The 26138-nt window shown below is 58.9% G+C and carries 25 protein-coding genes and 1 riboswitch; of the genes, 13 read left to right on the forward strand and 12 right to left on the reverse strand.

Features of this window, described 5'->3' with window-relative positions:
* Positions 1-27: 27 nt before the first annotated feature.
* Entirely contained in the window at positions 28-708 is a 681-nt protein-coding gene (locus tag BLV07_RS23530) for a nitroreductase family protein (RefSeq protein WP_210187817.1), read from the reverse strand.
* A gap of 94 nt (positions 709-802) precedes the next feature.
* Positions 803-1780 carry an AraC family transcriptional regulator gene (locus BLV07_RS23535; protein WP_091890292.1) on the reverse strand — a complete coding sequence of 326 codons (978 nt, stop codon included), beginning with the start codon at positions 1778-1780 and terminating at the stop codon, positions 803-805.
* Between the two features lie 574 nt (positions 1781-2354).
* Here BLV07_RS23535 and BLV07_RS23540 point away from each other — a divergent pair.
* From BLV07_RS23540 to BLV07_RS23595, 12 genes are all read left to right on the forward strand, one after another.
* Entirely contained in the window at positions 2355-3683 is a 1329-nt protein-coding gene (locus tag BLV07_RS23540; protein ID WP_091890111.1) for an MFS transporter, read from the forward strand.
* A 228-nt stretch (positions 3684-3911) separates the two neighbouring features.
* Positions 3912-4826, forward strand: coding sequence for a P-type conjugative transfer ATPase TrbB (gene trbB, locus BLV07_RS23545; protein WP_143035480.1), 915 nt, complete (start codon positions 3912-3914; stop codon positions 4824-4826).
* A gap of 55 nt (positions 4827-4881) precedes the next feature.
* Positions 4882-5154, forward strand: coding sequence for a TrbC/VirB2 family type IV secretion system protein (locus BLV07_RS23550; protein ID WP_244486413.1), 273 nt, complete (start codon positions 4882-4884; stop codon positions 5152-5154).
* The gene (locus BLV07_RS23555) at positions 5154-5417 is read left to right on the forward strand and encodes a VirB3 family type IV secretion system protein (protein ID WP_091890117.1); all 264 of its coding nucleotides are present in this window, start codon (positions 5154-5156) and stop codon (positions 5415-5417) included. Before BLV07_RS23550 ends, BLV07_RS23555 begins: the two co-directional genes overlap by 1 nt.
* Before the next feature lie 10 nt (positions 5418-5427).
* Positions 5428-7869 carry a conjugal transfer protein TrbE gene (gene trbE / locus BLV07_RS23560; RefSeq protein ID WP_091890120.1) on the forward strand — a complete coding sequence of 814 codons (2442 nt, stop codon included), beginning with the start codon at positions 5428-5430 and terminating at the stop codon, positions 7867-7869.
* On the forward strand, positions 7866-8594 hold the full coding sequence (gene trbJ, locus BLV07_RS23565; RefSeq protein ID WP_091890123.1) for a P-type conjugative transfer protein TrbJ: 729 nt from the start codon (positions 7866-7868) through the stop codon (positions 8592-8594). The genes trbE and trbJ overlap by 4 nt, the downstream gene beginning before the upstream one ends.
* A complete protein-coding gene (gene trbK-alt / locus BLV07_RS23570) occupies positions 8594-8962 on the forward strand; it encodes a putative entry exclusion protein TrbK-alt (protein ID WP_091890127.1) in 369 nt (122 codons plus the stop codon). Before trbJ ends, trbK-alt begins: the two co-directional genes overlap by 1 nt.
* Positions 8959-10185: a P-type conjugative transfer protein TrbL gene (gene trbL / locus BLV07_RS23575; protein ID WP_091890130.1), complete on the forward strand. Its 1227-nt coding sequence runs from the start codon at positions 8959-8961 to the stop codon at positions 10183-10185. Before trbK-alt ends, trbL begins: the two co-directional genes overlap by 4 nt.
* 93 nt (positions 10186-10278) lie before the next feature.
* Complete coding sequence (gene trbF / locus BLV07_RS23580; protein ID WP_091890132.1) at positions 10279-10962, forward strand: conjugal transfer protein TrbF; 684 nt, start codon at positions 10279-10281, stop codon at positions 10960-10962.
* Complete coding sequence (gene trbG / locus BLV07_RS23585) at positions 10959-11993, forward strand: P-type conjugative transfer protein TrbG (protein WP_176945713.1); 1035 nt, start codon at positions 10959-10961, stop codon at positions 11991-11993. The genes trbF and trbG overlap by 4 nt, the downstream gene beginning before the upstream one ends.
* Positions 11990-13201: a TraB/TrbI/VirB10 family type IV secretion system protein gene (locus BLV07_RS23590; protein ID WP_091890135.1), complete on the forward strand. Its 1212-nt coding sequence runs from the start codon at positions 11990-11992 to the stop codon at positions 13199-13201. The genes trbG and BLV07_RS23590 overlap by 4 nt, the downstream gene beginning before the upstream one ends.
* Positions 13202-13204: 3 nt before the next feature.
* Positions 13205-13450, forward strand: coding sequence for a DUF2274 domain-containing protein (locus tag BLV07_RS23595; protein ID WP_091890138.1), 246 nt, complete (start codon positions 13205-13207; stop codon positions 13448-13450).
* Here BLV07_RS23595 and BLV07_RS23600 read toward each other — a convergent pair.
* The 6 genes from BLV07_RS23600 to BLV07_RS23625 form a co-directional block, all read right to left on the reverse strand.
* Positions 13417-14376 carry a LysR family transcriptional regulator gene (locus BLV07_RS23600; RefSeq protein WP_091890300.1) on the reverse strand — a complete coding sequence of 320 codons (960 nt, stop codon included), beginning with the start codon at positions 14374-14376 and terminating at the stop codon, positions 13417-13419. The two genes, BLV07_RS23595 and BLV07_RS23600, sit on opposite strands and share 34 nt — an antisense overlap.
* Before the next feature lie 85 nt (positions 14377-14461).
* Positions 14462-15094, reverse strand: a complete 633-nt coding sequence (locus tag BLV07_RS23605) for an acyl-homoserine-lactone synthase (RefSeq protein ID WP_091890304.1) — start codon at positions 15092-15094, stop codon at positions 14462-14464.
* A gap of 84 nt (positions 15095-15178) precedes the next feature.
* The gene (locus BLV07_RS23610) at positions 15179-15907 is read right to left on the reverse strand and encodes a LuxR family transcriptional regulator (RefSeq protein WP_091890141.1); all 729 of its coding nucleotides are present in this window, start codon (positions 15905-15907) and stop codon (positions 15179-15181) included.
* A gap of 292 nt (positions 15908-16199) precedes the next feature.
* Positions 16200-17201: an efflux RND transporter periplasmic adaptor subunit gene (locus BLV07_RS23615; protein WP_244551196.1), complete on the reverse strand. Its 1002-nt coding sequence runs from the start codon at positions 17199-17201 to the stop codon at positions 16200-16202.
* Entirely contained in the window at positions 17198-17416 is a 219-nt protein-coding gene (locus BLV07_RS23620) for a DUF1656 domain-containing protein (protein ID WP_091890147.1), read from the reverse strand. Before BLV07_RS23620 ends, BLV07_RS23615 begins: the two co-directional genes overlap by 4 nt.
* Positions 17416-19497 (reverse strand): FUSC family protein, encoded by a 2082-nt coding sequence (locus BLV07_RS23625; RefSeq protein ID WP_091890150.1) that lies wholly within the window; start codon positions 19495-19497, stop codon positions 17416-17418. The genes BLV07_RS23620 and BLV07_RS23625 overlap by 1 nt, the downstream gene beginning before the upstream one ends.
* Positions 19498-19592: 95 nt before the next feature.
* Between BLV07_RS23625 and BLV07_RS23630 the strand changes: the two genes are divergently transcribed.
* A complete protein-coding gene (locus BLV07_RS23630; protein WP_091890153.1) occupies positions 19593-20417 on the forward strand; it encodes an AraC family transcriptional regulator in 825 nt (274 codons plus the stop codon).
* Positions 20418-20668: 251 nt separating this feature from the next.
* On the opposite strand, the gene ribB is transcribed toward BLV07_RS23630, so the two are convergent.
* The 4 genes from ribB to BLV07_RS23650 all read right to left on the reverse strand — a co-directional run bounded on the left by ribB (position 20669) and on the right by BLV07_RS23650 (position 26109).
* On the reverse strand, positions 20669-21748 hold the full coding sequence (gene ribB / locus BLV07_RS23635) for a 3,4-dihydroxy-2-butanone-4-phosphate synthase (RefSeq protein ID WP_091890156.1): 1080 nt from the start codon (positions 21746-21748) through the stop codon (positions 20669-20671).
* 58 nt (positions 21749-21806) lie between these two features.
* Complete coding sequence (locus tag BLV07_RS23640) at positions 21807-23447, reverse strand: acyl-CoA synthetase (RefSeq protein WP_091890307.1); 1641 nt, start codon at positions 23445-23447, stop codon at positions 21807-21809.
* Positions 23448-23558: 111 nt separating this feature from the next.
* Positions 23559-24185 carry an Lrp/AsnC family transcriptional regulator gene (locus BLV07_RS23645; protein ID WP_091890159.1) on the reverse strand — a complete coding sequence of 209 codons (627 nt, stop codon included), beginning with the start codon at positions 24183-24185 and terminating at the stop codon, positions 23559-23561.
* Between the two features lie 312 nt (positions 24186-24497).
* A riboswitch (cobalamin riboswitch) is annotated at positions 24498-24668 on the forward strand.
* A 34-nt stretch (positions 24669-24702) separates the two neighbouring features.
* Positions 24703-26109 (reverse strand): helix-turn-helix domain-containing protein, encoded by a 1407-nt coding sequence (locus BLV07_RS23650; protein ID WP_091890161.1) that lies wholly within the window; start codon positions 26107-26109, stop codon positions 24703-24705.
* Positions 26110-26138 lie beyond the last annotated feature (29 nt).

Consider the following 26138-nt stretch of genomic DNA (forward strand, 5'->3'; position numbering starts at 1 on the left):
TCCTTAGTTGATTGATTTCAGGGTTGGTTATGCGAAGTGCAGCACATCGGCCACGGGCAGGCGCGGCTTCTGCGGCCAGTTGCCGGGCCGCTCCGGCCCGACGGTCAGCAGCATGACCGGGATTTCGTCTTCGGCCAGGCTGAACTCTCTGTGCACGGCTTCTGCATCGAAACCGATCATCGGTGTCGACCCCAGGCCTAGCGAGCGGGCCGCATAGACAATAGCTGCGGCGCCGAAGGTAGCGGAGCGTAGGGCCTCGTCGCGCTGGCGCTGCGGCTGGTTGTCATACAGGCCGCGAGCAGGCCCCTCCCATTCCGGCACCACATGTGCCGGCATGATTCCGGCTTCCACGACCGGCGCCAGGCGGCTGGGGACAGTGCTGGCATCAGCCAATTGGCCGATGATGATGAAGGTAACGGCAGCTTCGGTGATTGCGGGCTGATTCCAGGCAATCGGACGCAGCCGCGCCTTCGCTTCGGGTGAGCGCACGGCGATGAAGCGCCAGTTCTGCAGATGGAACGATGTCGGCGCTGAAGTACCGATCCGCACCAGGTCACGGATCTGTTCATCGCTCAGGGTGGTGGTCGAGTCATAGTACTTTGCAGCACTGCGGCTCAGAATGGTCTCGATGACGGCGTTTGTCGGCAGCGGCCCCGCGCGCCAGCGGGCGGTTTCGAGATCGGCAGCGGTTGTAGCGGTGTTGCTCATTGGGTGACTCCGTTATCAAGTGATGACGGAGCCAATTTACCGCTGGGCGTGATCGTTTCGAGCCTCTATTGGCGCAATTTGGTGCTCAAAAGGATCATTCTGACGACGACCCAGACTCATCGCCGTTATGCGCCAGTCGGCGCCATTCCCCTGGCGTCATCCCCATCCTCTCCGCAAAGACACGTCGGAATGCCGAGACGGATTGATACCCGACCGTCTCAGCCACGGCTTCCGTGCTGATCCTCGGCTTCTTAAGCTCGTTGGCGGCCATGCTCATGCGCAGATCGGTCAACAGGTCGAGGGCGGAGCGACCCAGCTTGTCCTGAAACTGGCGCATGAATGTAGCGCGTGACATGCCGCACAGATCGGCCAGTTCGGGAAGTTTCCAAGGGCGCGTCGGATCAGCGAACATCGCCGCAATGGCCGGTGCCAATCTCGGGTTGCCGGCAAGGGCCAACAAGCCTTCGGTGGATTTGCCGGCTTCGCTCGCGGCGCGGAGAACCAGAGTGAACAGGACCGAAGAAAGCGCGTTGAGAATGGCGCGTCCTCCCGCTCTGTCACCAGCGGACTCCATTCGCATCAGGCCGACCAGTCCGGAAAGTTGAATCGATGCCGACGCGATGTCCTCTTCTCCATGGTTTTTCATTGCCCGCACGACCAGATTTGCCGGCAGGTAGTTGCGGATTAATCGATCATGGGGTGGCACGACGAAAAACCGTCCGCACAGCAGATCTAGTTGCTCACCCGGTTCATCGTTCTCGCTCAACATCCATCCTGCGGAGCCCCAGCTTTGGTGCGTGCTGACTGGCGTCTTGCCGCTGCCGTCGTGCAGCACATGCGCTGAACCGTGAGGGAGCAGCACGATATCCCCGCTCCCAAGCTCCTGCACTGTTCTCGAATCGGGGTCCTCGAAAATGGCCCGGCCCTTGACGATGACATGGTAGGGGATCTCGTTCGCCGCTGCCCTGGGCCAGATGACACGCCATGGTGCGCCGTAGGCGCAGCGGACCTCGAGTTGACCGGTCACGGCGACGATTTGCAGGAGATGACTCAACCAATCGACTTGAGACACATAAGACCTCGAAAACGTGAATTGCCGGCGCAGCATATCAATTTAGCGACGCGTTGGCCCAAAAGCTTAGCGTTCCGTCCTCATTGATTGCAGCGACGTACGCCAGCACGCTCATTGCTGATTGCCTCCATACGGCGGTGAGTTCAGTCATCGTCAATACCCACTTTGGACATGGGTGCTCAGGACGCCGCACGAGGTCAGCCGGCGCGAGCTATAACTTTGAGCGGCCTCTATCTGGTCGACTGCGGCGCCCCGTTTTGCCGGACGGGCGATGCGGGGCATCGATCTTTACGGGCGCGTCACCAGCAACGGCAACGCGGTAGCCATCGTCGAAATCCTGAGAGGAGGAAAGGCGAGTCGGCTTGTGCCCCCGAGCGCGCATGCACCAGTGTCCGGTTGATTGTCGCCTTGCGAGGGTAGAGCGGAGCTGATGAATTTATCGATTCGCGCCCGAGCAAAAGTCACATCGGCCTTCCTTTTTCTACGCCAGCCTACCATGGCAACAATTTAGCCAAGCGCACAAAAAGCTGGTCGCGCTATCGGCTCGCACGAGCTGACAGCAAGAGGGGCCAGCATGCAAATTTCCGGGACATGGCGACTTATCGCGCGCATTTTTCTCCCTTTTGCTCTTGGATATTACCTTTCGTACCTGTTTCGAACGATCAACGCCTTGATCGCCAATCATCTCAGCCCGGACACCGGGCTTGGGACTGGCGACCTCGGATTGCTTACGTCAGTCTATTTCCTTGTTTTCGCGACGGCTCAGATCCCCGTCGGTATGTTGCTGGACCACTTTGGTCCGCGCCGCGTCCAGAGTGCTCTGCTCTTGCTCGCAGCAGTGGGCGCCGGACTGTTCGCGGTATCGACCGGTTTCCTGTCGCTTCTGATCGCGCGTGCAATGATCGGGCTTGGCGTGGCGGCGGCGCTGACGGCAGGGCTGAAGTCCATCATCCTTTGGTTTCCCAGGGAACGAGTTGCCTTGCTGAACGGCTACATGATCATGCTGGGATCGCTAGGAGCGGTGACCGCTACAGTTCCGGTCGAATACCTACTCGCTTGGATGGGGTGGCGGCAGCTCTTTGAGGTCCTGGCGGTCGCCACCGGTGCGACAGCCATTCTCATCTATGTCGTGGTGCCCGAACGAGTCATTGTCCCATCAACAGCGCGCGTCACCCTTAGCTCTGTTCTCGGTGATCGGCGCTTTTGGCGAGTGGCGCCGTTATCGGCGACTTGCGTTGGATCATCCTGGTCCCTGCAGGGATTGTGGGCATCGCCGTGGCTGACAGACGTAGAGGGGCTTGATCGCGCAAGTCTCGTCAGGCTGCTTTTCATAATGTCGATCGTCTTGAGCTGCGGTGCCTGGTTGTTCGGTTTGACGGTCCATTGCATCAAACGAAGAGGAATCGGGGCGGAGACGATATTGGCGCTGGTTGCAGTGCTGTTCATCGCAGCCGAGCTAGCTCTGATTTTGCGAGCGCCTCTGCCCTCCATCCTGCCCTGGTCAATTGTCGCGATTGTCGGAACGGCAACCGTGGTCAGCTTCGCGGTGATCGCGGATTACTTTCCATCGGAGCTTGCCGGTCGTTCCAATGGCGCCTTGAATGTCTTGCACTTTGGTTGGGCATTTCTGGCGCAATACGCGACGGGGCTGATCCTGGAGCAATGGTCTGCGAATGATGGCCATAGGCCCCTCCAAGCCTATCAAGTAGCGTTCGGTCTCAACGTAGCACTGCAGATCGCGACGTTGGTTTGGTTCGCGCTGCCCTGGCGCCGATCCATCGCTTCGTGGATGAGTTCAATCCTCATGTTCAAGCCGGCTGATGTTTCCTACGCTGTTGAGTCAGTTGGGTTGTATGATGATTCGGTCATCCTCCTGCCCGCCGATGACGATGCGGAATGGTGAGGCTGAAACTCGCGGCGAACTGATACGACTGCGCAGCCGCTAAATTTGCTTTCAGTCTTTCTTTTTCTACGCCAGCCTACGATCACCGAAAGCGCTTGTTGCACCAAGTGCATTGGTGCCTTTTCTAATCATCCCCATCTGAGGGCCCCCTGCGGATGCCCTCAATGGGTGGGGACGAACGTGGCAATCCATTCCTTTCAATCGGAAGCGAGTTCGCGCGGTGCACGAATGCTGCGTAGCGCGCTCGGCGCGGCGATCGCCGGCTACCTCGAAGACGAAGCGATCATCGAGGTGATGCTCAACCCAGATGGGCGGCTGTGGATCGACCGCTTGTCGAATGGTCTGATCGACACAGGCGAAACCCTGTCGGCTGTGGATGGCGAGCGCATTGTTCGCCTGGTAGCGCATCACGTAGGCGCCGAGGTGCATGCCGGCGCGCCACGGGTCTCGGCCGAATTGCCTGGGAGTGGCGAGCGCTTCGAAGGTCTCCTGCCTCCGGTTGTTGCTGCACCGGCCTTTGCGATCCGCAAGCCCGCTGTCGCTGTGTTCACGCTCGACGACTACGTCGGCAGGGGGCTTATGACCTCGGAGCAGGCCAAGGTCCTGCAGAACGCGGTCGCCGCGCGGAAGAACATTCTTGTCGCCGGTGGGACATCGACCGGCAAGACCACATTGACGAACGCACTCTTGGCCGAGGTTGCAAAGACCTCCGATCGGGTTGTTCTGATCGAGGATACGCGCGAACTTCAGTGTACAGCGCCCAATCTCGTGGCTTTGCGGACCAAAGATGGCGTTGCCACGCTCTCGGACCTCGTTCGCTCCTCGCTGCGATTGCGTCCTGATCGCATTCCGGTTGGCGAGGTTCGCGGTGCGGAAGCACTCGATCTGCTCAAGGCATGGGGCACGGGCCATCCCGGCGGCATCGGCACCATTCATGCGGGTAGCGCGCTCGGTGCGCTGCGGCGGCTCGAGCAACTCATCCAGGAAGCTGTCATCACGGTTCCTCGCGCCCTGATCGCCGAGACCATCAACCTCGTTGCCGTGCTTGCGGGGCGCGGCGCCGATCGTCGCCTCGCTGAACTCGCCCTCGTCAACGGGCTGGGCGTCGCCGGCGACTACAAACTTTCATCAGCAGGAGACTGACATGCGTCCGCAATTTCGTTTTCGTCGAGATGCCGCTTCACCAGCGATATCCGGGATGGTGCTTTTGGCGTCGGCACCGGCGTGGGCGGCCGGCTCGAACATGCCGTGGGAACAGCCACTCAATCAGATCTTGCAGTCGGTTGAGGGGCCGGTCGCCAAGATCATCGCCGTCATCATCATCGTCGTGACCGGGCTCACGCTCGCGTTCGGAGACTCGTCAGGTGGTTTCCGCAGGTTGATCCAGATCGTGTTCGGTCTGTCGATCGCGTTTGCGGCTTCGAGCTTCTTCCTGTCGTTCTTCTCCTTCGGCGGCGGCGTGGTGATCTGATGGGGGATCAGGTCGCAGGCTTTGTCGTGCCCGTTCACCGCGCGCTCACCGAACCGATCCTGATGGGCGGCGCGCCGCGGTCGGTTGCGATTGTGAACGGCACGCTTGCGGCAGCCCTTGGGCTCGGATTGCGGCTCTGGATCGCAGGTCTTGTCCTCTGGTTCATCGGCCACATGGCCGCCGTCTGGGCCGCCAAGCGCGATCCCGCCTTCGTCGATGTGGTGCGCCGACATCTGCGCATTCCCAGTCATCTCAACCTCTGAGTTCTCGGTCATGATGAACCTTGCCGAATACCGCCATTCCAACGCGCGTCTTGCCGACTTCCTGCCGTGGGCCGCCCTGGTCGACGAGGGAGTCATCCTGAACAAGGATGGCTCGTTCCAACGGACGGCGAAGTTCCGCGGCCCCGATCTCGACAGCGCAGTGCCGGCTGAACTTGTCGCCGTTGCCGGCCGTCTGAACAACGCCGTGCGTCGTCTAGGATCGGGTTGGGCCGTTTTCGTTGAGGCGCAACGTCACTTTGCGGGGACCTACCCGCCTAACTCCTTTCCGGATGTCGCGTCCGCGCTGGTCGACGCCGAGCGCAGAGCTCAGTTTGAAGAGGCCGGCGCTCACTATGAGTCCAGCTATTTCCTCACCTTCCTCTATTTGCCCCCCGAGGAGGGGGCCGCCCGAGCAGAGCGACTGCTCTACGAGGGTCGTGGTCGTACCGTTGGAGCCGACGCGCGCGAGGTGCTGCGCGGGTTTATCGACCAAACAAACCGTGTGCTTCAACTCGTCGAAGGGTTCATGCCGGAATGCACTTGGCTCGATGATCAGGCCACGCTGACCTACCTGCACTCGACGATCTCGACCAAGCGTCACCGCGTTCGGGTGCCAGAAATTCCGATGTACATCGATGCGCTGTTGGCCGACCAGCCGCTCACTGGCGGGCTAGAGCCGATGCTGGGCTCGGCCAATATTCGGGTCCTGACGATTGTCGGCTTTCCGGGTGCGACGACGCCGGGGATCCTGGATGATCTGAATCGTCTGGCATTCTCGTATCGCTGGTCGACGCGCGCAATCATGCTCGACAAGACCGACGCTGCCAGGCTGCTGACCAAGATTCGGCGGCAGTGGTTTGCGAAGAGAAAATCCATCGGCGCCATTCTCAAGGAGGTCATGACCAACGAGGCCTCGACGCTGCTCGATACCGACGCCCACAACAAGGCGATAGATGCCGACGCGGCGTTGCAGGAACTGGGGTCGGATCAGATCGGGCAAGCCTTTGTCACGGCAACCATTACCGTCTGGGACCGTGATCCCAATGCTGCCGATGAAAAGCTGAGGCTGGTCGAGAAGGTCATTCAGGGCCGCGATTTCACCTGCATGATCGAGACGGTGAACGCGGTTGAAGCCTGGCTCGGCAGCCTGCCTGGCCATGTCTACGCCAACGTGCGGCAGCCTCCGGTTTCGACTCTTAACCTCGCTCACATGATTCCGATGTCAGCCGTGTGGGCGGGCGAGGCGAGGGACTTCCACTTCAAAGGCCCGCCTCTGTTGTTCGGCAAGACCGAGGGATCAACGCCGTTCCGCTTCTCCCTCCACGTCGGCGACGTCGGCCACACCCTCGTGGTCGGCCCGACTGGCGCCGGCAAATCCGTGTTGCTGGCTCTGATGGCGTTGCAATTCCGCCGCTATCCGAACTCTCAGGTCTTTGCGTTCGACTTCGGCGGTTCAATTCGGGCGGCCGCACTTGCCATGGGCGGCGACTGGCATGATCTCGGCGGCGCATTGTCCGACGGAGGTGAACAACCCGTCGCCCTGCAGCCGCTGGCCTGGGTTGATGATCCTTCCGAGCGCGGATGGGCGACGGAATGGATCGGCGCGATCCTGGCACGGGAAAAGGTCGAGATCACCCCGGAGGTCAAGGATCACCTGTGGTCGGCGCTGACATCTCTCGCTTCGGCGCCGAGGGAGGAACGCACCCTCACGGGCCTGTCCGTCCTGCTGCAATTGAACTCCCTGAAGCGCGCCTTGCAACCTTATTGTCTGGGCGGTCCCTCCGGGCGTCTGCTTGATGCTGAATTCGAGCGCCTGGGCGAGGCCTCGGTCCAGGCGTTTGAGACCGAAGGTTTGATTGGGACGAGCGCAGCCCCGGCCGTGCTGGCGTACCTCTTTCATCGTATTGGGGATCGGCTCGATGGTCGGCCGACACTCCTCATTGTCGATGAAGGCTGGCTTGCCCTCGACGACGAGGACTTTGCCGGCCAGCTCCGCGAATGGCTGAAGACGCTTCGGAAGAAGAACGCGTCCGTCATCTTCGCCACCCAGTCGCTGTCGGATATCGACGGCTCCGCGATCGCACCAGCGATCATCGAAAGCTGCCCAACGCGATTGTTGCTCCCGAACGAACGGGCGATCGAACCGCAGATCACTGCCATCTATCGCCGCTTTGGCCTCAATGACCGCCAGATCGAGCTTCTGAGCCGGGCAACGCCAAAGCGCGACTACTATTGCCAGTCGCGTCGCGGAAACCGGATGTTCGAACTTGGCCTTGGTGAGGTCGCGCTCGCATTCACTGCAGCCTCTTCCAAGATAGACCAGGCTGCCATCGCGCAACTCTTCATCGAACATGGCCCTGACGGCTTCGTGCCAGCCTGGCTCCAGCACCGTGACGTGGCCTGGGCCATCGACCTGATCCCCAATCTCGTCAATCTGGAGAAATCGCTATGAGGCGTCTTGGTCTATTGGCGGCTGCTGGCACGGTCGCGCTGATTCTGGGCGTCACGGTGCCTGCAAGGGCGCTGATCGTCTTCGATCCCAACAACTACGTTCAGAACGTCCTGACTGCCGCACGAGAACTGCAGCAGATCAACAATCAGATCACCTCGTTGCAGAACGAGGCGCAGATGTTGATCAACCAGGCGAAGAACCTGGCAAACCTGCCATACTCGTCGCTACAGCAACTGCAATCTTCGATCCAGCGGACTCAGCAATTGCTGGCCCAAGCCCAGCGCATTGCCTACGACGTCCAGCAGATCGATCATGCCTTCTCGACGAGCTACGCGCCAGCTACCAGCAGCCAGTCGGATCAGTTGCTGATCGCCAATGCTCAATCGCGTTGGCAGAATTCGTATGCCGCGACGCAAGATGCGCTTCGCGTCCAGGCCGGCATCGTTGGCAACCTCGACACCAATCGCATCCAGACGTCCGCGCTTGTAACGTCCAGCCAAAGCGCCAGCGGCGCGTTGCAGGCAGCGCAGGCTGGCAATCAGATTCTTGCGCTGAACGCGCAGCAACTTGCCGATCTTACCGCTGTCGTGACCGCGCAAGGTAGGGCGCAGAGCCTTGAAGCGGCTCAGCGCGCCTCGGCTCAGGATCAGGGACGAGAACAGCTTCGGCGCTTCCTGACACCGGGGCAGGGCTATCAATCCTCCAACGTGCAGATGTTCCACTAATGACCGACATAAAGGCGTTCAAGGCATTGTCGCTGCTTACGACGACCGGCGTATTAGTGGTCTCGGCCTGTACGATTCAGCTTCGCGGTGGCGACGAGCCGCCCGCGCTGCCGAAGGCGGAGCAGACGACAGATGCAACCAGCTCTGAACTCGCACGCTGCAACAGTGTCACTGCGGAGGGAGCAGCGGGTTATCAGCACTGCAAGCAAGTATGGGCCGAAAACCGGCGTCGCTTCTTCGGCAAGAAGAACGGTCCGACAGATCCTGGCCGAGATGATTCTGCAGGCTTGGCGCCGGGTCCAAAAGACCAGAGCCGGATCCCGCAAGGTTATCCGCAACCGGCGATACCTGAGGCGAGCAAGCCATGACTGGTACCGGGATCATTGACCATTTCCTGGAAACGTTCACGCGATATATCGACAACGGCTTTGGGCTGCTCGGTAGCGAAGTCGGGTATCTCGCAGCGACCCTTGCGGCGATCGACATCACGCTTGCTGCGTTGTTCTGGAGTTGGGGGCCGGACGAAGACATCATCGCGCGCCTCGTCAAGAAGACGCTCTTCGTCGGCGTTTTTGCTTACCTTATCGGCAACTGGAACAGTTTGGCGCGCATCGTCTTCGAGAGTTTCTCCGGTCTTGGGCTGAAAGCAACGGGCGCAAGCCTGTCCGCATCCGATTTCCTGAGACCTGGAAAGATCGCTCAAGTCGGACTCGACGCTGGCCGACCCTTGCTCGACTCGATCTCCAACCTGATGGGTTACATCAGCTTCTTTGAGAATTTCGTCCAGATCGTCGTTCTCCTGTTCGCCTGGGTCGTGGTGTTGCTCGCCTTCTTCATTCTGGCGATCCAGCTCTTCGTCACCCTGATCGAGTTCAAGCTCACGACGCTGGCCGGCTTTGTGCTCATTCCATTTGGCCTGTTCGGCAAGACCGCCTTTGCCGCAGAACGGGTTTTGGGCAACGTCATATCTTCAGGGATCAAGGTCCTGGTTCTGGCCGTCATCGTCGGCATTGGATCGACGCTGTTCTCGCAGTTCACCGCTGGCTTTGGTGGCAATCAGCCAACCATCGAAGACGCGATGACTCTGGTGCTTGCGGCACTCTCCTTGCTGGGCCTTGGTATCTTCGGTCCGGGTATCGCAAACGGCCTGGTGGCGGGCGGACCCCAGCTTGGCGCGGGTGCCGCGATTGGAACAAGCCTTGCTGCCGGCGGCATTGTTGCGGCAGGCGCAGGTGTCGCAGCCGGCGGCGCTGGTCTCGCTGGCGGCGCGATTGCAGGCACCGCGCGCGGTGGCGGCGCTGTCATAAGGGGAGCATCAGCCGCCTATCGAAGCGGCGGCCTTGCTGGCGTCGCGGAGGCGGGCAGCTCGGCTGCGATGAGTCCTTTGCGTCAAGCAGCGGCTGCCTTCGGGGGTGGGCAAGCGGGCGAGCAGGCCGCGAGCACTTCGGCTGAAGGGCAGCCTGATTGGGCGCGCCGCATGAAGCGTGCCGAGACCATTCGGCATGGTGCCTCGGCTGCTGGCCACGCCGTCCGCTCGGGCGATCATGGTGGCAGCGGCTCCTCCGTCGATTTGTCCGAAGGAGAGCGCTGAGACGCGCCACAGCACCTCCGCCGCATAGCAGCGCCTCAAACTCTTCCATCGCACGACTCGAAACCGACCACTTGATCTCAGGGGCAATTATCGATGTTCAAACGACCATCAGTGCACTACGGGCGCATGCCCGAACCGGTTACGCCGTATCAGAAAGCAGCGCAGGTTTGGGACGAACGCATTGGATCGGCCCGCGTGCAGGCCAAGAACTGGCGCTTGATGGCGTTCGGCTGCCTGATGCTATCGGCCGGTCTCGCCGGTGGGTTGGTCTGGCAATCGAGCCAGGGCTCGATCACGCCCTGGGTAGTTGAAGTCGATCACCTTGGCCAGGCTCAAAGGGTTGCGCCGGCCAACATCGACTATCAACCCACTGATGCGCAGATCGCCTACCATCTGGCACGCTTTATCGAGGATGTCAGAGGTCTGCCGGCGGACGGCATCGTTCTGCGTCAGAACTGGCTCCGGGCCTATGATTTTACGACGGATCGCGGCGCCGCTGCGCTCAACGACTATGCGCGCAACAATGACCCATTTGCCAAGCTGGGTAAGGCGCAAATCTCTGTCGACGTCTCGAGCGTCATTCGCGCGTCGTCGGAAAGCTTTCGGGTCGCGTGGACCCAGCGCACCTACGACAACGGTTCGCTGAGTTCGACCGAACGTTGGACTGCAATCCTCACGATCGTGATCGAGCCTCCGCGCGATGCCGAACGCCTGCGCAAGAATCCCCTTGGCGTCTATGTCCGCGCCATCAACTGGTCAAAGGAGTTGGGTCAGTGACCAAGACGCCGTCTGCCATTCATCCCAAGCATCCCTTTGGGCAAAGCAGGCTCAATTCAGCTTGGTCCGAGTTCGTGAGCTCGAGGCGTGCATTTCTGTCCGCTCTTCTGCTTTGTTCGTCTGCGCTCGGCGGGTGCGCCACCTACATTCCGCCCGCAATCAGCTACGATGCTGAAGTTCCTCCGTTACCGGCGACGCCAGTGGCTCTCGACGACAGATCGCGACCGCTCCACGTTCCACCGCTCTGGAAGCCGGCTCTCGGCGGCAAGTTGGGAGGGAAGGAGGACGCTGAACCCGTGGGACGAGTTGAGGCCGCAAACAGCGCAGCCCGGGTCGAACCGCGCAAGCGGGGGTATTACAACGCTGCGCAAATCTACGCCTACAGTCCTGGGGCACTCTACCAGATCTACGCCGCACCGGGGCAGATCACAGATATCGCGCTCGAGGAGGGAGAACAGTTGACTGGATCCGGGCCGATCGCGGCTGGAGATACCGTGCGCTGGGTCGTGGGCGATACCGAGAGCGGGAGCGGTGACACGCGGCGCGTCCATATCCTGGTCAAGCCCACCCGAGCTTCGATCGAGACTAATCTTGTCGTCAATACCGATCGGCGCACCTATCTGATCGAGCTCCGCTCTCGCGAGAGGCCATACATGCCATCCGTTGCCTGGTACTATCCTGAGACTGTACGCGAACGGTCGCGTTCAGCATCTCTCAAGCCCGTTCTTCCGGATCCAGCGCAGCGTATCTCCCGCTATGCCATCGAAGGCGACAGTCCTCCTTGGCGGCCGCTCGCCGCATATGACGATGGCCGCAAGGTCTATGTCGAATTCCCGCAAGGCATCGTGCAAGGCGAGATGCCTCCGCTCTTCGTCATCCGTCCAGACGGCAAGACTGAACTCGTCAACTATCGCGCTTACGGCAACGTGCTGATCGTCGATCGACTGTTTGCGGCAGCCGAACTGCGGCTTGGCGGCGAGCACCAACAGAAGGTCCGTATTGTTCGGACCGACGGGAGGCCGTCGTCATGAACACCCGGAATGGAAACGATCAGGAGCAAGCGGCTCCGCCTGAGACCCAAGAGGATCAGTCCGGAAGCTTTCGCTTGAGAGCGGAGCACCCGCCCGTGACGCGGTTGTCACGGAAAGTACTGGCGGGAGGGAGCGCGGTGGCCCTGCTTGTCATCGGGGGAGCCGTGCTGTGGTCGCTGCAGGAGAATCGCCCTCGAGAGCAGGCGGCCGATGAGCTTTACAGTACCGACCATCACAATGTCGCCGACGGTATTACGGCGCTACCGAAGGACTACGCTGGCATTCCACGCCAGCCAATCCCGCAACTGGGGCCGCCGCTTCCCGGGGACCTTGGTCGGCCGATCCTTGCGGCCCAAGGACAGTCGCCGACGATCGGCGCTAATCCGGACCAGCAGCGCCGGGATCAAGAGACGGAAGCTGCTCGTGTCAGCCATCTGTTCGCCTCGACCAATGGGAGAGAGGCGCGTGAGCTTACGCCTGCAGGTGTAGGGAGCGATCGCATCGCATCACAAAGCCCGACGAATACTAATGACGATGGATTTACGCAGAACGGTCAGGGCCGCAAGCTTGCCTTCGTGAACGCCTCTGTGGATCGCCGCACGGTCAGCCCTGATCGCCTCACCAAACCAGCTTCACCATATATCGTGCAGGCGGGGACAGTTATTCCGGGAGCCCTGATCACCGGAATCCGGTCGGACCTGCCAGGCCAACTTACGGCGCAGGTCACCGAGAATGTCTATGACACGCCGACTGGCCGCTTTCTGCTTGTGCCTCAGGGAGCGCGTTTGATCGGGATCTACGATAGTCAGGTCACTTTCGGCCAGTCACGTGTCCTGCTCGTCTGGACCCGACTGATCATGCCAAATGGACGCTCCATCGTGCTCGAGCGGCAGCCCGGCGCTGACACCGCTGGATACGCCGGGCTTGAAGACCAGGTCGACAATCACTGGGGTGAGCTCTTCAAGGCTGCGGCACTGTCGACGTTTCTGGCGGTCGGGACCGAACTGGGTGCCGGATCGGACAGCAACAGCAACGACAGCGCGATCATCCAGGCATTGCGGCACGGCGCCTCGGACTCACTGAACCAGACCGGACAGCAGGTAGTTCGGCGGAGTCTTAACGTCCAGCCGACGCTGACCGTGCGACCTGGTTTCCCGGTTCGCGTTGTCGTCAATCGCGACCTCATACTTGCACCTTACGGAGGATAGGGGATGCCCAAGCTGAGAATAGGAGCGCTGCCAGACGACAAGCCGGTTAAGGTCACCACCGAGCTTCCAGCGTCAGTCCATCGGGATCTCGTCGCCTATGCAGAGGCTGTGGCACGCGAAAACGGGCAGCGCATCGATCCGGCAAAACTGATCGCGCCCATGTTGGCACGCTTCATGGCCGCAGATCGCGGATTTGCAAAGGCGAGACGAACTGGTCATTCCCCAAGGGTCGGCGAGGGTGAGGGATAGCGGTCTGCCAACAGATTGAGGAAACGCTTCAGAGCCGGATTCTCATTGTCGTCGCGCCAATGCGCATAGAAGTCCACCCGGCTTGGTCCCGCTCCGTCCTGCAACTCTCGATACACAAGGCCAGCGAAACTTGCACCAATATCCGATTCCATCGCCAGGCTTAGCCCCATGCCCATACTCGTTAGACTCTTGATAATTCCACGGCTCACGTCATGTCGCTCTACCGTAGGGCGGTCGTCAGCTGGCACGAGCTTCGAAATCAGAAGATCCTCGAGCTCTCGCCCAGGATCATACTTGCTTAGAAGGATCTTCTCGTTACGCAAATCGGTCCAATAGGTGATCTCGCGTGCGGCCAGCCAGTGATCTTGGGGCAGCGAGATCAGGATGCGCTCGCTCCACAGCAGCAGTGATCTGGTGTCTTTTGAAGGCAGACGTCCAGGGCTAACGACAACGTCGACGGTTCCGTTACGGAGAGCGGTCACCAGACGGAAGCGTGAGCGCTCCATCGTTGCTATTTCGAGGCCTGGTAGTAGTTTCTTGAGCTCACCTATCGTCGCTCGCAAATTGCCGGTGGACATAGATGTGAAGAAGCCGATGACAAGATGGCCAGTGTCGCCGCGACCACCGGACCTTCCTGTGTCAAGGAGCATGTCGACTTGTTCCAGAATCAACCGCGCGATTCGCAGAACCTCTCGGCCTGCCAGTGTAGGCTTTATTCCCCCACTTGAGCGCTCAAACAGTGAAGTTCCCAACAGGTACTCAAGCTGGCCAATAGAACGGCTAAAGGCGGTGTGCTTCATCGAAAGCGCTTCCGCGGCTCGTCGAAAACTTCCATGGTCACAAGCGGCAACCGCAAGTCGAAGCTGTTGCAGGTCAACAGCTCTTGCCGCGTTTCGCTGACCGTTCCTAGTCTCAATTTCCGTCATGTTCATAGCTCGGTAAGCGAACCGCAAGACACGGCGTCCCCGCTCTAGGCGGGAACGGGCATATCGTTTGTTGGCCTGTATCGTTCTACGCGGCCGCGAAGATTACTGGCGTCCAAAGGGCCGGTGTCGAAAGCCCGCCGGCTTTACGAAGGTTGGCCAGAGTATCGCGCGAGATCTCAAGGTAACCCGCCACGGCTAAGGTGTTGCCAATTGCGGAAGGATTGCCAATGCGCCGCAGGGGCCAACCGGCTCGTCGAAGGATTCGCTCCATACGGACGTCTGTGACGGTAACGATGTCAGTGAGTTGTCTTGAGAGGCCGAACTCGACCATTCCCGCAAATAGTTCGTAAGCAGCACGAGTAAGACCGTGATCCCCCTTCGGCGCATCGGCAGCAACATCGATCGCGAATCTACTACTTTCCCAAACGAGAGGAGTTGACGGCGCGGGTTGGCCTTCGAGAAGCCTAGGGAAGGTGTCGCAAAGCATGGTCGGGCCAATTGTGGGGAGGAGGCGTACGGAACCTTGCACCTGCCCGTTGTCACATAGCTGGACTAGGTAAGCGGGATGCAATGCATCGAAGTCGTCGATCTCCATGCCGCCGCTGGTTTGAACGTCCCATGCCATGCGAAGTTTGAAAACGCGATACCGTAACCGATGCATTTCGGCGAGGGTTTCGGCGAACTGGCCATACAAGGGCGGTGTGATTAGCTGAATCATAGTCCCTCCAGGGGTGTACATCGTCACCTTTGGAGCGGATCACGGATCCCAAGTCATTACCTGTAGTTGTAGGGGGCTCCGCCCCTAATTTTGCTGCTTTCTTTTCACAGCGGCTAAGCGGGCTACCGCTTGCACAATCGTCCGAACACCGAGTTTTTTCTTCGCGCCTTCTAGGTAGAAGGCAACCGTATTGCGCGAGATGCCGAGAATGCATCCGATCTCCCAAGCGCTCTTGCCTCGAGCTGCCCACTCCAAGCATTCGAACTCACGCGGAGACAGACATGTCCCGTCGATATTGTATACGCTCGCTAGCTTTCGGCGGGTATGAGCATGGAAATACATCGCCATAAGCTGAAGAACACGTCCATGTGATTCAATGAACCGTTCGAATTGTGGGCGGCTCTGGTCAACGGAAAAGGTCAATGCAGCGATGGGGCCGTGGCCATCGTGAATCGGCACCGTAAAGCCAAACCGAATTCCGAATTTCGCGGCCTCTTCGAAAAGCCGATGCTGTGCCATCGATGTGAACTTCGAATTGAAATCGATCCCCCAACGAAAGGGCTCGGGAGTTCGAAGAGCTTCTCCGATAACGGGATCAAGTGTTTGGTAGTTGTTTTTCTGATAGTGCGCTACCCACTGCGATGGATATGTGGAAATTATGCGCGGTTTGCCTCCGCCGGCTCGCTGGAGGGCTAGATAAGCAAAGCTTGATAGGTCCAAAGCGGTCGCTGTGTACGCCATGGCTTTGGAGAAGTCTTGGAGATCTTCTGCGGTCGCTAGGAGATCAATGAAATTTTGAAAGATGCGGTGCATCGCTGCCGAGAAAACCGTGCATAGTGCGAGAGCCGAGATCTCGCCCAGTTCCTTGATTGTGCCCGCAATAAAGGACGAAAGAGCAGCCCTTCGCAGCCGGTGAAGTCAAGGCAAACCCTCTGGTAACCAACCACAGAGTTGTGCCTCGTACATTTTGTTGTCTTTGCCTATTCTCATAATAAGCCCGGCATTTTATGCCGAAATTGCAGCCGTCACCCCCAAAGTGCCGAATGGGATGCGGCTATGCAGCTGGCCAGGGGCCTGTTCGTGCTGCGGATACTGCGCTGACCGGCTAGCGAGACCGGTTTGCAGTCCAGTGTTGGGCGTCGAAGGCTGCTGCATCTTCAAAGCGCTCCGGTATCGCTGCTGCTGATCGCAAGAGACGCAAGATGCGTGACCCCAGCATTTTCGTAGTTGTTGGATTGGGGCTATTGTCGCTATCGATCTGAATTGTCACGGTCCGTCCAACGATCAGTTCATCCGCATTATTTTTCGCATGGAGCTTGATCCGTACTGGAATTCGCTGTGCAAGCCGAACCCACGAGAAGGTCGGATTGATGTTCGCCAGCATGCTCGCACCGGAACTCCGTTCGCGATCTTCAATTCCGCGGGCGATGCTCTCGACCTCTCCTCTCAGTGTCGAGCCTCCCATCAGGATGACGTCGGCAGGGTCGCCTACATGGATGCGCGCGAGCTTTGTTTCTTCGAAGTAGCCTTCCGCACGCACCGTATCGGTTTCGATCAGCGCCATTATGCCTCGTCCCGCCGGCAGATAGGCGCCCGGCCGCAGATCGAGGTTCGTTACGCGACCACTCACCGGCGCTCGGATTTCTGATCGGATCAGGTTAAGATGTGCGATTTCCAGATCCGCAAGCGCTTGATTGTAGGTAGCCTTCGCCTGGAGGTCAGCGGCGCGGACCGTCTCGCGCTGCTGTTGAGAGACAACGCCGTCGCTAAGCTTTTCATAGCGGGTACGGTCATTAGAGGCCCGTTCAAGCGCGGCTTCGCGGCTTGCGACCACGGCTTCTGCCTGCTGGACGGCCAGGCGGAAGCGCTGCGGATCCAGCCGGATGAGTACGTCACCTTTGCGAACCGCCTGATTGTCCTTGATCAGAACCTCTTCGACCAGCCCGGAGACGTCCGAAGCCACGGCGACGACGTCGGCGCGGACGTGGCCGTCACGCGTCCAGGGAGCCTCCTCGTAGTGGTCCCACAATTTGATGGCAATCGGCGCCGCAATTGCGACGACCAGACCAGTAACAACGATGCGCGGAATCGAACGTCTGGTAGTCACGGCAGAAACTTTCCAAGTAGCGTGTAGCAGATGTCGACGAGAATCAAGAAGATTGCGAAATCGAATAGCGCGGGGTGCCATGCGAAGCTCTTGATCTCGAATGAAACAGCGCGGTTGAGTGTTGCGGACAGTGCCATCCCTAGCCCGAGCGCGAAGATACAGGCGACGACAAAGGTCGGTATGAACACACCCGCGACGTTGATCTCTTCAGTCATCACGCAACTCTGCTACAAGTAGGAGCTGGTGCATCTGGAAACAGGGCGCGGCGTAAGCCGACCAGCGCGGTTAGTCTTGCTCGCTGGATTGCGGCGTCCCATTTGCAGTATTCGCGAAGTTCGGTATCAATGGTCGCGCACAATGCCTGCGCTTCCTCGAGAGGGAGCTCGATATTCCCAGATGCAAACCATCGGAAGGCGTGCGACAGTTTGACAACAAGACCTTCGAGATGCTCGCTCCCGTGTTCGTTCGCGTTCGCCACGCTTGATTTCAGGTCGAGCAGATCCAGTCCCATCTGTAGAGCGGCAAGCGAGCGGCCAGCTTCTGTTTCTACGTCCGCGCCGGACAGCGCCAATCTCGGAACGATCAGGCCGAGACGGTCGAGCATTACGCCCACCCAGCGTTCTCGGTTCATCGATCTGTGGGCACCGGCCAGGATTGCTAGATCGACCCAGCCATGCCGGATCAGGCGTTTGGCCGCGTGCTTTGCAGTCACAGAGCGAAATGCGCGAACTGCCAAGAACGCCGCAATAAGACCGATTAGTGACGCTGCATTGACGTTAGCGAACGAAGCGAAGTCCGCCAAGAATCTGGTCTGCAGATCGAGTGCCCCGATCAGACCGAGTCCGAGGGCCAACGCTTTGACAATGTGACGCGGATTGGCCTGTAGATAGCCGATGACGAGAAACGGCGGAGCCAGCGAGGCCGCCAGCATCGGAAACCCATCGATTGCTGGGAAGATGACAAAGAGGTAGATGGCTGCGATCGGCAGCGACGCCACAGTCCAGAGTGTGTAGGACATCAGCGTGGGTGCAGGATCGTCGAGGCTGCTGTAGAGCGCTGCAGCAATAGCGGCGATCTGCGCGGCGATGCCGCCTTCCGGCCATGCCGTGGCGATCCAGACCGCGGCGCAGCCAAGGACCGCCGCAAAAAAAGCGGCGACGGATAACGCCGCGAGGCCCTGGTCACGATGGAGGGTTCTCTTGGCACGATGGATTTTGGAAGCAGATGCCGTCGCTAGGTGGGAAGCAGGCTTGGATCCCTGGATGACCCCACTTAGTTCCAGGATCGCGCCCAATGTTTCGATCATCGCCGATGATTTGGCGATCAAGCTGGATACGAGCAACGTATCCCATTCGTTTTGCGTGGCAGGAGGTGCGACTTTGAATTCTGCGCAGAAGCGCATCAGGTCGTCTGCGCTGTGCTGCGATTTAGCGGGGGCCCGCACCCATTCGCCCAGCTTTGAGAGAAGCAGATCGAGTTCCGGCGTACGCCGCTCCCCCAGTGCATCCAGCCTGTCTTCGATCGCTGTCAGCGTTGGAAGGACGAGCGCGAGCTTGTCCTGCAGGGCCCGAATCGCCCAGATCGGCGGTTTCGCTGCTGCTGTGTCGAAACGGAGGTGGGTCAACTGTATTTCGAACTGCGTAACGTCCGAAGCTAGCCGCCAGCGTGCCGCGTTGCTCTTGGTCGGAGCGTGCTTGAGGAAGACATCTGCTGTCCAAGCGGAGGCATCACGAACCGCTGCATCAATCGACTTGATAAGGGCACTGGTGACGTCGCTTGGAAAGAGCAGAGTATGAACGGCCGTTGCGCAGCAGATGCCGAGCACAATCTCCTCGACGCGGGCCAGAGCGACGTCGAACACCAGATGTGGAGCGGCTACACTCGAGAACGCGACGGTCGTGGCTGTGTATCCTGCCAGCACAAAGGCGTAACTGCGAGGAGTGCGATGCTGAAGGGAAACGTACAGACAGAACGCGGCCCAGCTCGTGATGGCGAGTGTCATCAAGGATGGCTGATTGACCAGCAGTGGGACAAACGCCACGGCTGCGCTGGCGCCGAGCAGAGTGCCGAGCAAGCGGTAAACGGCTCGCGAACGAACGGCGCCGGCGAGCGGTTGGGCGGTAAGGTAGACAGTGAGCATCGCCCAGTAGGGCCTCTGCAGGCCCAGACGAAACGCCAGGTAGATTGCGAGCATCGCCGCGATGAACGAATTGGCCGAAAACAGCGCCCATCTGGGGTCGAAGCTGCCGGGAAAAATGGCGTCTCCGAAAATGCGGGAGAGGAGCGTTCGGGTCATCGTTCGAATTCCAGGTCTGACAAGCACCCGAACGATAGAATTTGCGGCCCTCCAGGAATTTCGTTACTTTACCAAAAAATTGCTAAAAGATGACAATGCGCGGCTCTCTCCTCCAGTACTTTCGTGAGCTTGATCCGGACTCGCTTGACCGTCCCGTCGTGGCACTCATGGTCGATACGCAGGAGAAAGAGGACGAAATTCCGATCCACACGCATCGGAAAGGACAGCTGGTTCTGGCCCAACGGGGGGGCGTGACCTGCGAGGCTCCTGGTGGACTTTGGATGGTGCCTCCGCGATGCGGCGTCTGGATTCCCGGAGGCATGCCGCACAGCAACCACGCGACCGCCAATGCCAGCATCTACTTCCTGTATGTGGATATGAATGCGGCGTCCGTTCCGCGGGAGTGCTGCACGTTGTCGATCTCTCCTCTGCTGCACGAGGTCATTCATCGACTGGCAACACTGACGCCCCTCTATGATCAGGAAGGTCCGACGGCTCATATAGTCGCGGTTTTGCTGAACGAACTCATCGAGATGCCGACTGAGCAATTGCATCTTCCGGTTACGCGCCATTCAAAGCTGCGTGCGATCGCAGATGCTTTGATGGAAAACCCGGCGGATCGCCGTACGGTGGCAGAGTGGGGAGAGGCAATGGCGCTCGGGGAGCGAACCTTGATGCGCCTCGTCGTCGCTGAGACCGGCATGACGTTCAGTCGATGGCGCCAACAATTGCACATCATCATCGCGCTTCAGCGGCTGTCGGCGGGAGATTCAGTGCAAGCAGTATCCGAGGTTCTCGGCTACGACTCCGTCAGCGCTTTCATAACGATGTTCAAGAAAGCGCTCGGCAAGTCGCCGGCGCGCTATTTTTCCGACCGTATCAAGCGAGGTGCACGGACGCCCTGGCTGCATTTCAGCTAAGCGAGCTGGCCTTCCGACTTGCTATTGGCTGTCATGGGTCGCCCGATAGATTTCCACGACGATATTTTTCAACTCCTGAACGGAACAGGAAATTCGACGATCGCAGGGGGCCTTCCCATCACCTGACCCTGTCGACGGACGTCCGCTTGAGCTGCCCTCTTTGCTTAGATCGAGAACGCTGAAATTGCGACTTACCTCGCCGTATCGAGGAACGGCGTGGCCGCGAAAGCGCTCCATGCTGTATCCTTAATCTATCGAAGTTGCTCGTTTCTGATGATCTCGATGCCGAATCCCGCAAGCCCCTTGAAGTGATGGGTGGACGATGTCAGATGGCGGATGGAGGTTATGCCAAGATCTCGCAATATCTGCGCTCCAACGCCGATCTCGCGCCACTGCCGATTGCGATGCTCGTCCGAGGAAGACGATGGGGGCGGGGGGGCCGGCAGAACGCCAGCCGCGCCGTCTCTGAGATAGATAAGCACACCGGATCCGTTCTCTTTGAAGCGTTGCAGCACAACGTTCATCTTGGCTTGGGCTTGCCCCGAGAACATGTCTCGTATGATGTTTGGCTTGTAAAATCGGGTCAGTATGTTTTTGCCGTCACCGATCTCGCCATACACGTATGCCACGTGGTGGATAGGATCGAACAGCGTGCGATACGAATATCCCTGCAGCGGACCAATCGGGCTGTCGGCGGTCACACTTGAGACCCTTTCAACCAACTTCTCCCGCGCCTGCCGGAAACCGATGATATCGGCAATGGTTACGTGCTTCAGAGCGTGCCTGGAGGCAAAATCTCGAACTTGCGAACCCTTCATCACGGACCCGTCGTCGTTCATCAGTTCACTGATGACTCCGACCGGAGCCAGTTTGGTCAACCAGCACAGGTCGACCGCAGCTTCGGTATGACCCGACCGCATCAGAACGCCGCCCTCCTTTGAAATAAGAGGAAAGATATGGCCAGGTCGTGCAAAGTCGCTTGCGCCGACGTTGGGGTTGGCCAGGGCCCGGCAGCAGGAGGCGCGTTCTTCAGCCGAGATCCCGGTCCCGCCGTCAGGTTTGTAATCGATCGAGACGGTGAAAGCGGTGGTGTGGTTGGAGTCGTTGTTGATGACCATTGGATCTAGTCTCAAACGACGCGCATGGTCCGACGTGATGGGTGCGCAGACGATCCCGGAGGTGTGGCGGATTATAAACGCCATCTTCTCGGTTGAGCAAAGTGACGCTGCGACGACGAGATCTCCTTCGGCTTCTCGATCATCATCGTCAGTGACGATGACGATCTCTCCTTCGGAGAATGCTTTCAGGGCGGCAGAGATCGAGACCGTCATATGTCCCTCGGTGGGTTTGGTGCGCTCAATTGCCAAGCGTGTTTTCGACGCGTCCGCTCTAGCCCGCTATTGCCTTCGCTGATCCAGCCCTGTCACGCAACAGGAACTTCTGAATCTTTCCGGTGGAGGTCTTTGGAATCGAGCCAAAAATGACTGCTTTCGGTGTCTTGAATCCCGAGAGCTGATTTCTGCAAAAAGCAATGAGTTCGGCTTCTGTTGCCGCGGTATTGTCTTTGAGCTCGACAAAAGCACACGGGACTTCGCCCCATTTCACGTCTGGCTTGGCGACCACAGCAGCAAACAACACGGCCGGATGTTTGTAGAGCACGTCTTCGACTTCCACCGATGATATGTTCTCGCCGCCTGAAATGATGATGTCCTTCGACCGGTCTTTGATGATGACGTAGCCATGTTCATCGAGCACGCCGAGATCGCCGGTGTGAAACCAGCCGCCCTCGAAGGCCTGCCGGGTGGCCTTCTCGTTTTTCAGATAACCCTTCATCACAATGTTGCCGCGGAACACGACTTCGCCGATCGTCTCGCCGTCACGCGGTACTTCCTGCATCGTCTCGGGACTTATGACCGTAACGGCGTCCTGCAGATGGTAAGGCACGCCCTGCCGGCTCTTCATCTTCGCGCGCTCGGTGGCGGGCAACTCGTCCCAGCCAGGTTGCTCGGCGCAGACGGAGGCGGGGCCGTAGACCTCGGTCAGGCCGTAGACGTGCGTGAGCTTGATGCCGATGCTCTCAGCGCCTTCGAGCACAGCAACCGGCGGCGCCGCGCCGGCGATCAGGCCCACGACGCGGCGGGCCGCATTGCCCTTCAGCGCGTCGGGCGCGTTGATCAGCGTGTTGTAGACGATTGGCGCGCCGCACATGTGGGTGACGCCGTGCTGCTTGATCAGCTCGAAGATCCTGGTCGGCTCGACCTTGCGCAGGCAGACATTAATGCCGGCGGCCGCTGCGAGCGTCCAGGGGAAGCACCAGCCGTTGCAGTGAAACATCGGCAGCGTCCAGAGATAGACCGGATGCTGGCCGAGATTGCCGGCGAGGATGGTGCTAACGGCGCTCAGATAGGCTCCGCGATAATGCGTTACGACTCCCTTTGGATCACCTGTAGTTCCAGAGGTATAACTGAGGGCAATTGCATCCCACTCGTCATTCGGATGATGCCATGCGAAGGCGGCGTCGCCGGACGCGAGTGCAGCTTCGTAGTCGATGTCCCCGATTGCAGCGCTCGAGAAGTGAGTGTCGCCGACATCGACGATTAGTGGCTTCGGTCCGGATAAGAGCGCGATCGCCTCCCGAATGAGACCTGCAAATTCTGGGTCGACCAGCAGGACTTTGGCGCCGCCATGATCGAGCTGAAACGCGATGCTAGCAGCATCAAGCCGTATATTGATGGCATGAATGATCGCTCCGATCATCGGTATGGAAAAGTGCGATTCCACCATGGCTGGTACGTTTGGTAGCATCACAGCGACAGTATCGCCTCGGCGGATGCCGTTCTGATCCAGAAAAGAAGCAAATCGCGTGCAACGCTCGAAAGTCTCCCTCCAAGTGAAGCGTCTTTCCTCGTAGATAACACTTGTGAGATCGGGATAAACGTGAGCGCTGCGCCGTAGAAAGCTGACCGGGGTCAACGGTACAAAATTCGCTTGCGCTTTATCCAAGTGCGTGTCGAATGGATTAGTCGTCATTTTGCTCTGCATCCATTGAAGTGCATCGTGAATTCAGATCGGACTATCTGTTGACCACGGTGGTTGGAGTTCGCTCTCGACAGTCGTTATGGCATCGCGCTTTGGTCGGCGCTAAAGCCCGGCTGTGCTGTGATCAAAGATCCGCGATGTCTCTATGTTCATTCCGCCGTCGAGCCGTGCCTGAGCCGAAGCGTCATATTGGGATTTGGCGGGTCTCTCGACGCGTCTAGAAGACGGATGGACCGGCCTGATCTGAACAGGACGGTTTGTGTCGATAGGAAGCACTGTCTTATGGGATATGCGCTTCAATGCTAAGCTTGAGCGAATGCTGCAAACACCAGCTATGCGCGAGAGCTTGTTCACGATGAGGTCTTCAAGGGCCTCGACGTCTGACACCATGACACGCAGAAGGTAGTCGCTGTCCCCTGTCATGAGATAGCACTCCATCACCTCACTCAGGCGATCTATTGAGCGCGTGAAACTGTCAAGGGACAGTTGAATTTGCTTTTCAAGCTTGATCTGTATGAAAGCAGTGACGCCGATACCGAGAACTGCCGGATCCAACACGGCAATTCTTCGGTCAATGACCCCCAGTCGTTCGAGCGTGCGAACTCGAGCGAGACAGGGGGATGGTGAGAGATTGACGCGGGAAGCGAGCTCTACGTTGGTTAAGCTGGCGTTCTGCTGCAGTTCATTCAGGATCTTGATATCGATCCTATCCAAAGCTGTCGTCGTCATGTCGGTTTCTCCCGTGGGCAAGCGTTCGTCATGGTATCGAGGCCCGGCCCCTCGCGTTATCTCGCGTGATGACATCTCGATGAAACGAATGCTAACCGCTGCGCGGGCTTGTAGAATTTCGATAAAATGACGACTTATATCGAAAAACGGACAATCTATTTGGCAGCGCCAAAGGCGAAACTTCTAAAGGCGTGCCTGTCGTTGCAGCCGTGGAGCAACGCGGTTCCAAAATCAGCAATTGCTTACTGCCTGGACGCTACCCTTGGCATAAACGGTTCTTTAAGGGCTCAACAAGCAATTAACTCCGTTCAACAAGCGGGTTGGAGCGGCGGCTCTCCTCATGGAGATCAAAAAGGAACGTGGTGCAGGGCGCGCGTAAGCGGTGAATCTTTTGCCCGATACCGCTGGGAATCTCGCTCCAGGGAAGGCCATGTAAGGTAGTGATCCGCGAGCCGAGGGACCTGCCGTCGGCCGTGGTCACATGCGAAGATGTCGGCCGGGGACTGCAGACATTAGCTCAACTCGAAATGTGATAAGGCAATATATCCCTGCGGTCACGGTCGAGTTTCAGTCTGCTCTTTAGTGGAGGTATCGCTCGCTGAGGGCAGCTGGTGCGCTCACAGATCCGGCACGAGATTCCGATAGGATCATAGGTGCCTTTGTTTGTGAGATCGAGCCCGTCTGCATACACGAAATCCTTCGCGTAGGAGACTTCACATCCTAACGCTATAGCGTATCGAGGGCGCGGCGCGCCGAAGCCGCCCCGGCCCTTTGAAAGTTCGGTTGCGATACAAAGAAATCGTACGCCGTCCGGAGTCTCGGCGAGTTGCCGAATAATTTGGCTAGGTGTCTCGAACGCCTGGTGAGCGTTCCAGAGTGGGCACGCTGCGCCGTAACGCGCGAATTGTAGCTTTGCCGCGCTATGTCTCTTGGTGATGTTTCCTGCGCGGTCCAGCCGAGCGAAGAAGACGGGCACGCCTTTGGAGCCCCGTCGTTGCAGGGTAGACAATCGATGGGCAACCTGTTCCAGGCTCGCGCCGAACTTGGTGGCGAGCAACTCCAGATCGTGCCGTAGATCTCGAGCGGACTGCAGGAATTTTTGATAGGGCAGAATGAGAGCGCCGGCGAAGTAGTTACGCAATCCCGCTGCGCACACGTTTCGCGCATCGGCAGATCGAAAAGTGGCGCGATCTGCAATCTGACCAATTCTTTCTTCCTCTTCAAGCGCGGCGATCTGCAGCGCAATCTGGAAGTTTCGCGTTGGCGTTGGAAGGTATTGGCTCAGCAACAAGGTGCGGGATGCACGATCGAATTGCCGTAATGAAGTCTCGTGGGGGCCGCTCTGGCGTATCTGCACACCATGTCGAGATTCCAGGTGGTTAATCAACGCCGTGGTCGCGTTGCCATCGGGAATGTTTAGCCCCTCGGCAAGTGCCTCGGCCGCAGCATCTAACTCGTGGACGTAGTTGTCAACCAGATGAAAGAAATCGCGGACTTCTTCGTAAGCCGTCGGTTCGCCAGCCCAGTTGACGATCTGCCCGTCGAGACTGGCGAGCTGTTCGCTGTTTCGTCGGTACGCCTGGTGAGCGTTGAGGAGCGCTTGCGCAAAACCCGGCGCGTTCTGAACGACGAGTTTCAACTCCTGGATGTTCGGCGCATAGGGCGCAAAGATCGGATCGGCCAGCGCTTCCGTCAGCATCGACATGACCCTGTCGTTGTCATTGACCGACAGAGAGCTGAGGTCGACCTGAAAGCGTTCCGCAAGAAGAACCAAGACAGAGGCCGAAACCGGCCTCTGATTGTTCTCGATCTGGTTCAAATAGCTGAGGGAAATTCCCAGCCGTTCAGCGAAGGCCGCTTGGGTGAGCTTCGTGCTCTCCCTTACCTCGCGGAATCGTCGCCCGATGAAAAGCTTGCCAGCCATTTGCAACTTCGCAATTTTCAATTTGCAAC

This window comes from Bradyrhizobium sp. Rc2d, assembly GCF_900099855.1.
GTDB lineage: Bacteria > Pseudomonadota > Alphaproteobacteria > Rhizobiales > Xanthobacteraceae > Bradyrhizobium.

Coding starts and splice junctions, on each gene's coding strand:
- BLV07_RS23530 (WP_210187817.1), bottom strand. CDS start 708: ATGAGCAACACCGCTACAACCGCTGCCGATCTCGAAACCGCCCGCTGG.
- BLV07_RS23540 (WP_091890111.1), top strand. CDS start 2,355: ATGCAAATTTCCGGGACATGGCGACTTATCGCGCGCATTTTTCTCCCT.
- trbB (WP_143035480.1), top strand. CDS start 3,912: ATGCTGCGTAGCGCGCTCGGCGCGGCGATCGCCGGCTACCTCGAAGAC.
- BLV07_RS23550 (WP_244486413.1), top strand. CDS start 4,882: ATGGTGCTTTTGGCGTCGGCACCGGCGTGGGCGGCCGGCTCGAACATG.
- BLV07_RS23555 (WP_091890117.1), top strand. CDS start 5,154: ATGGGGGATCAGGTCGCAGGCTTTGTCGTGCCCGTTCACCGCGCGCTC.
- trbE (WP_091890120.1), top strand. CDS start 5,428: ATGATGAACCTTGCCGAATACCGCCATTCCAACGCGCGTCTTGCCGAC.
- trbJ (WP_091890123.1), top strand. CDS start 7,866: ATGAGGCGTCTTGGTCTATTGGCGGCTGCTGGCACGGTCGCGCTGATT.
- trbK-alt (WP_091890127.1), top strand. CDS start 8,594: ATGACCGACATAAAGGCGTTCAAGGCATTGTCGCTGCTTACGACGACC.
- trbL (WP_091890130.1), top strand. CDS start 8,959: ATGACTGGTACCGGGATCATTGACCATTTCCTGGAAACGTTCACGCGA.
- trbF (WP_091890132.1), top strand. CDS start 10,279: ATGTTCAAACGACCATCAGTGCACTACGGGCGCATGCCCGAACCGGTT.
- BLV07_RS23590 (WP_091890135.1), top strand. CDS start 11,990: ATGAACACCCGGAATGGAAACGATCAGGAGCAAGCGGCTCCGCCTGAG.
- BLV07_RS23595 (WP_091890138.1), top strand. CDS start 13,205: ATGCCCAAGCTGAGAATAGGAGCGCTGCCAGACGACAAGCCGGTTAAG.
- BLV07_RS23600 (WP_091890300.1), bottom strand. CDS start 14,376: ATGACGGAAATTGAGACTAGGAACGGTCAGCGAAACGCGGCAAGAGCT.
- BLV07_RS23605 (WP_091890304.1), bottom strand. CDS start 15,094: ATGATTCAGCTAATCACACCGCCCTTGTATGGCCAGTTCGCCGAAACC.
- BLV07_RS23610 (WP_091890141.1), bottom strand. CDS start 15,907: ATGCACCGCATCTTTCAAAATTTCATTGATCTCCTAGCGACCGCAGAA.
- BLV07_RS23620 (WP_091890147.1), bottom strand. CDS start 17,416: ATGACTGAAGAGATCAACGTCGCGGGTGTGTTCATACCGACCTTTGTC.
- BLV07_RS23625 (WP_091890150.1), bottom strand. CDS start 19,497: ATGACCCGAACGCTCCTCTCCCGCATTTTCGGAGACGCCATTTTTCCC.
- BLV07_RS23630 (WP_091890153.1), top strand. CDS start 19,593: ATGCGCGGCTCTCTCCTCCAGTACTTTCGTGAGCTTGATCCGGACTCG.
- ribB (WP_091890156.1), bottom strand. CDS start 21,748: ATGACGGTCTCGATCTCTGCCGCCCTGAAAGCATTCTCCGAAGGAGAG.
- BLV07_RS23640 (WP_091890307.1), bottom strand. CDS start 23,447: ATGACGACTAATCCATTCGACACGCACTTGGATAAAGCGCAAGCGAAT.
- BLV07_RS23645 (WP_091890159.1), bottom strand. CDS start 24,185: ATGACGACGACAGCTTTGGATAGGATCGATATCAAGATCCTGAATGAA.
- BLV07_RS23650 (WP_091890161.1), bottom strand. CDS start 26,109: ATGGCTGGCAAGCTTTTCATCGGGCGACGATTCCGCGAGGTAAGGGAG.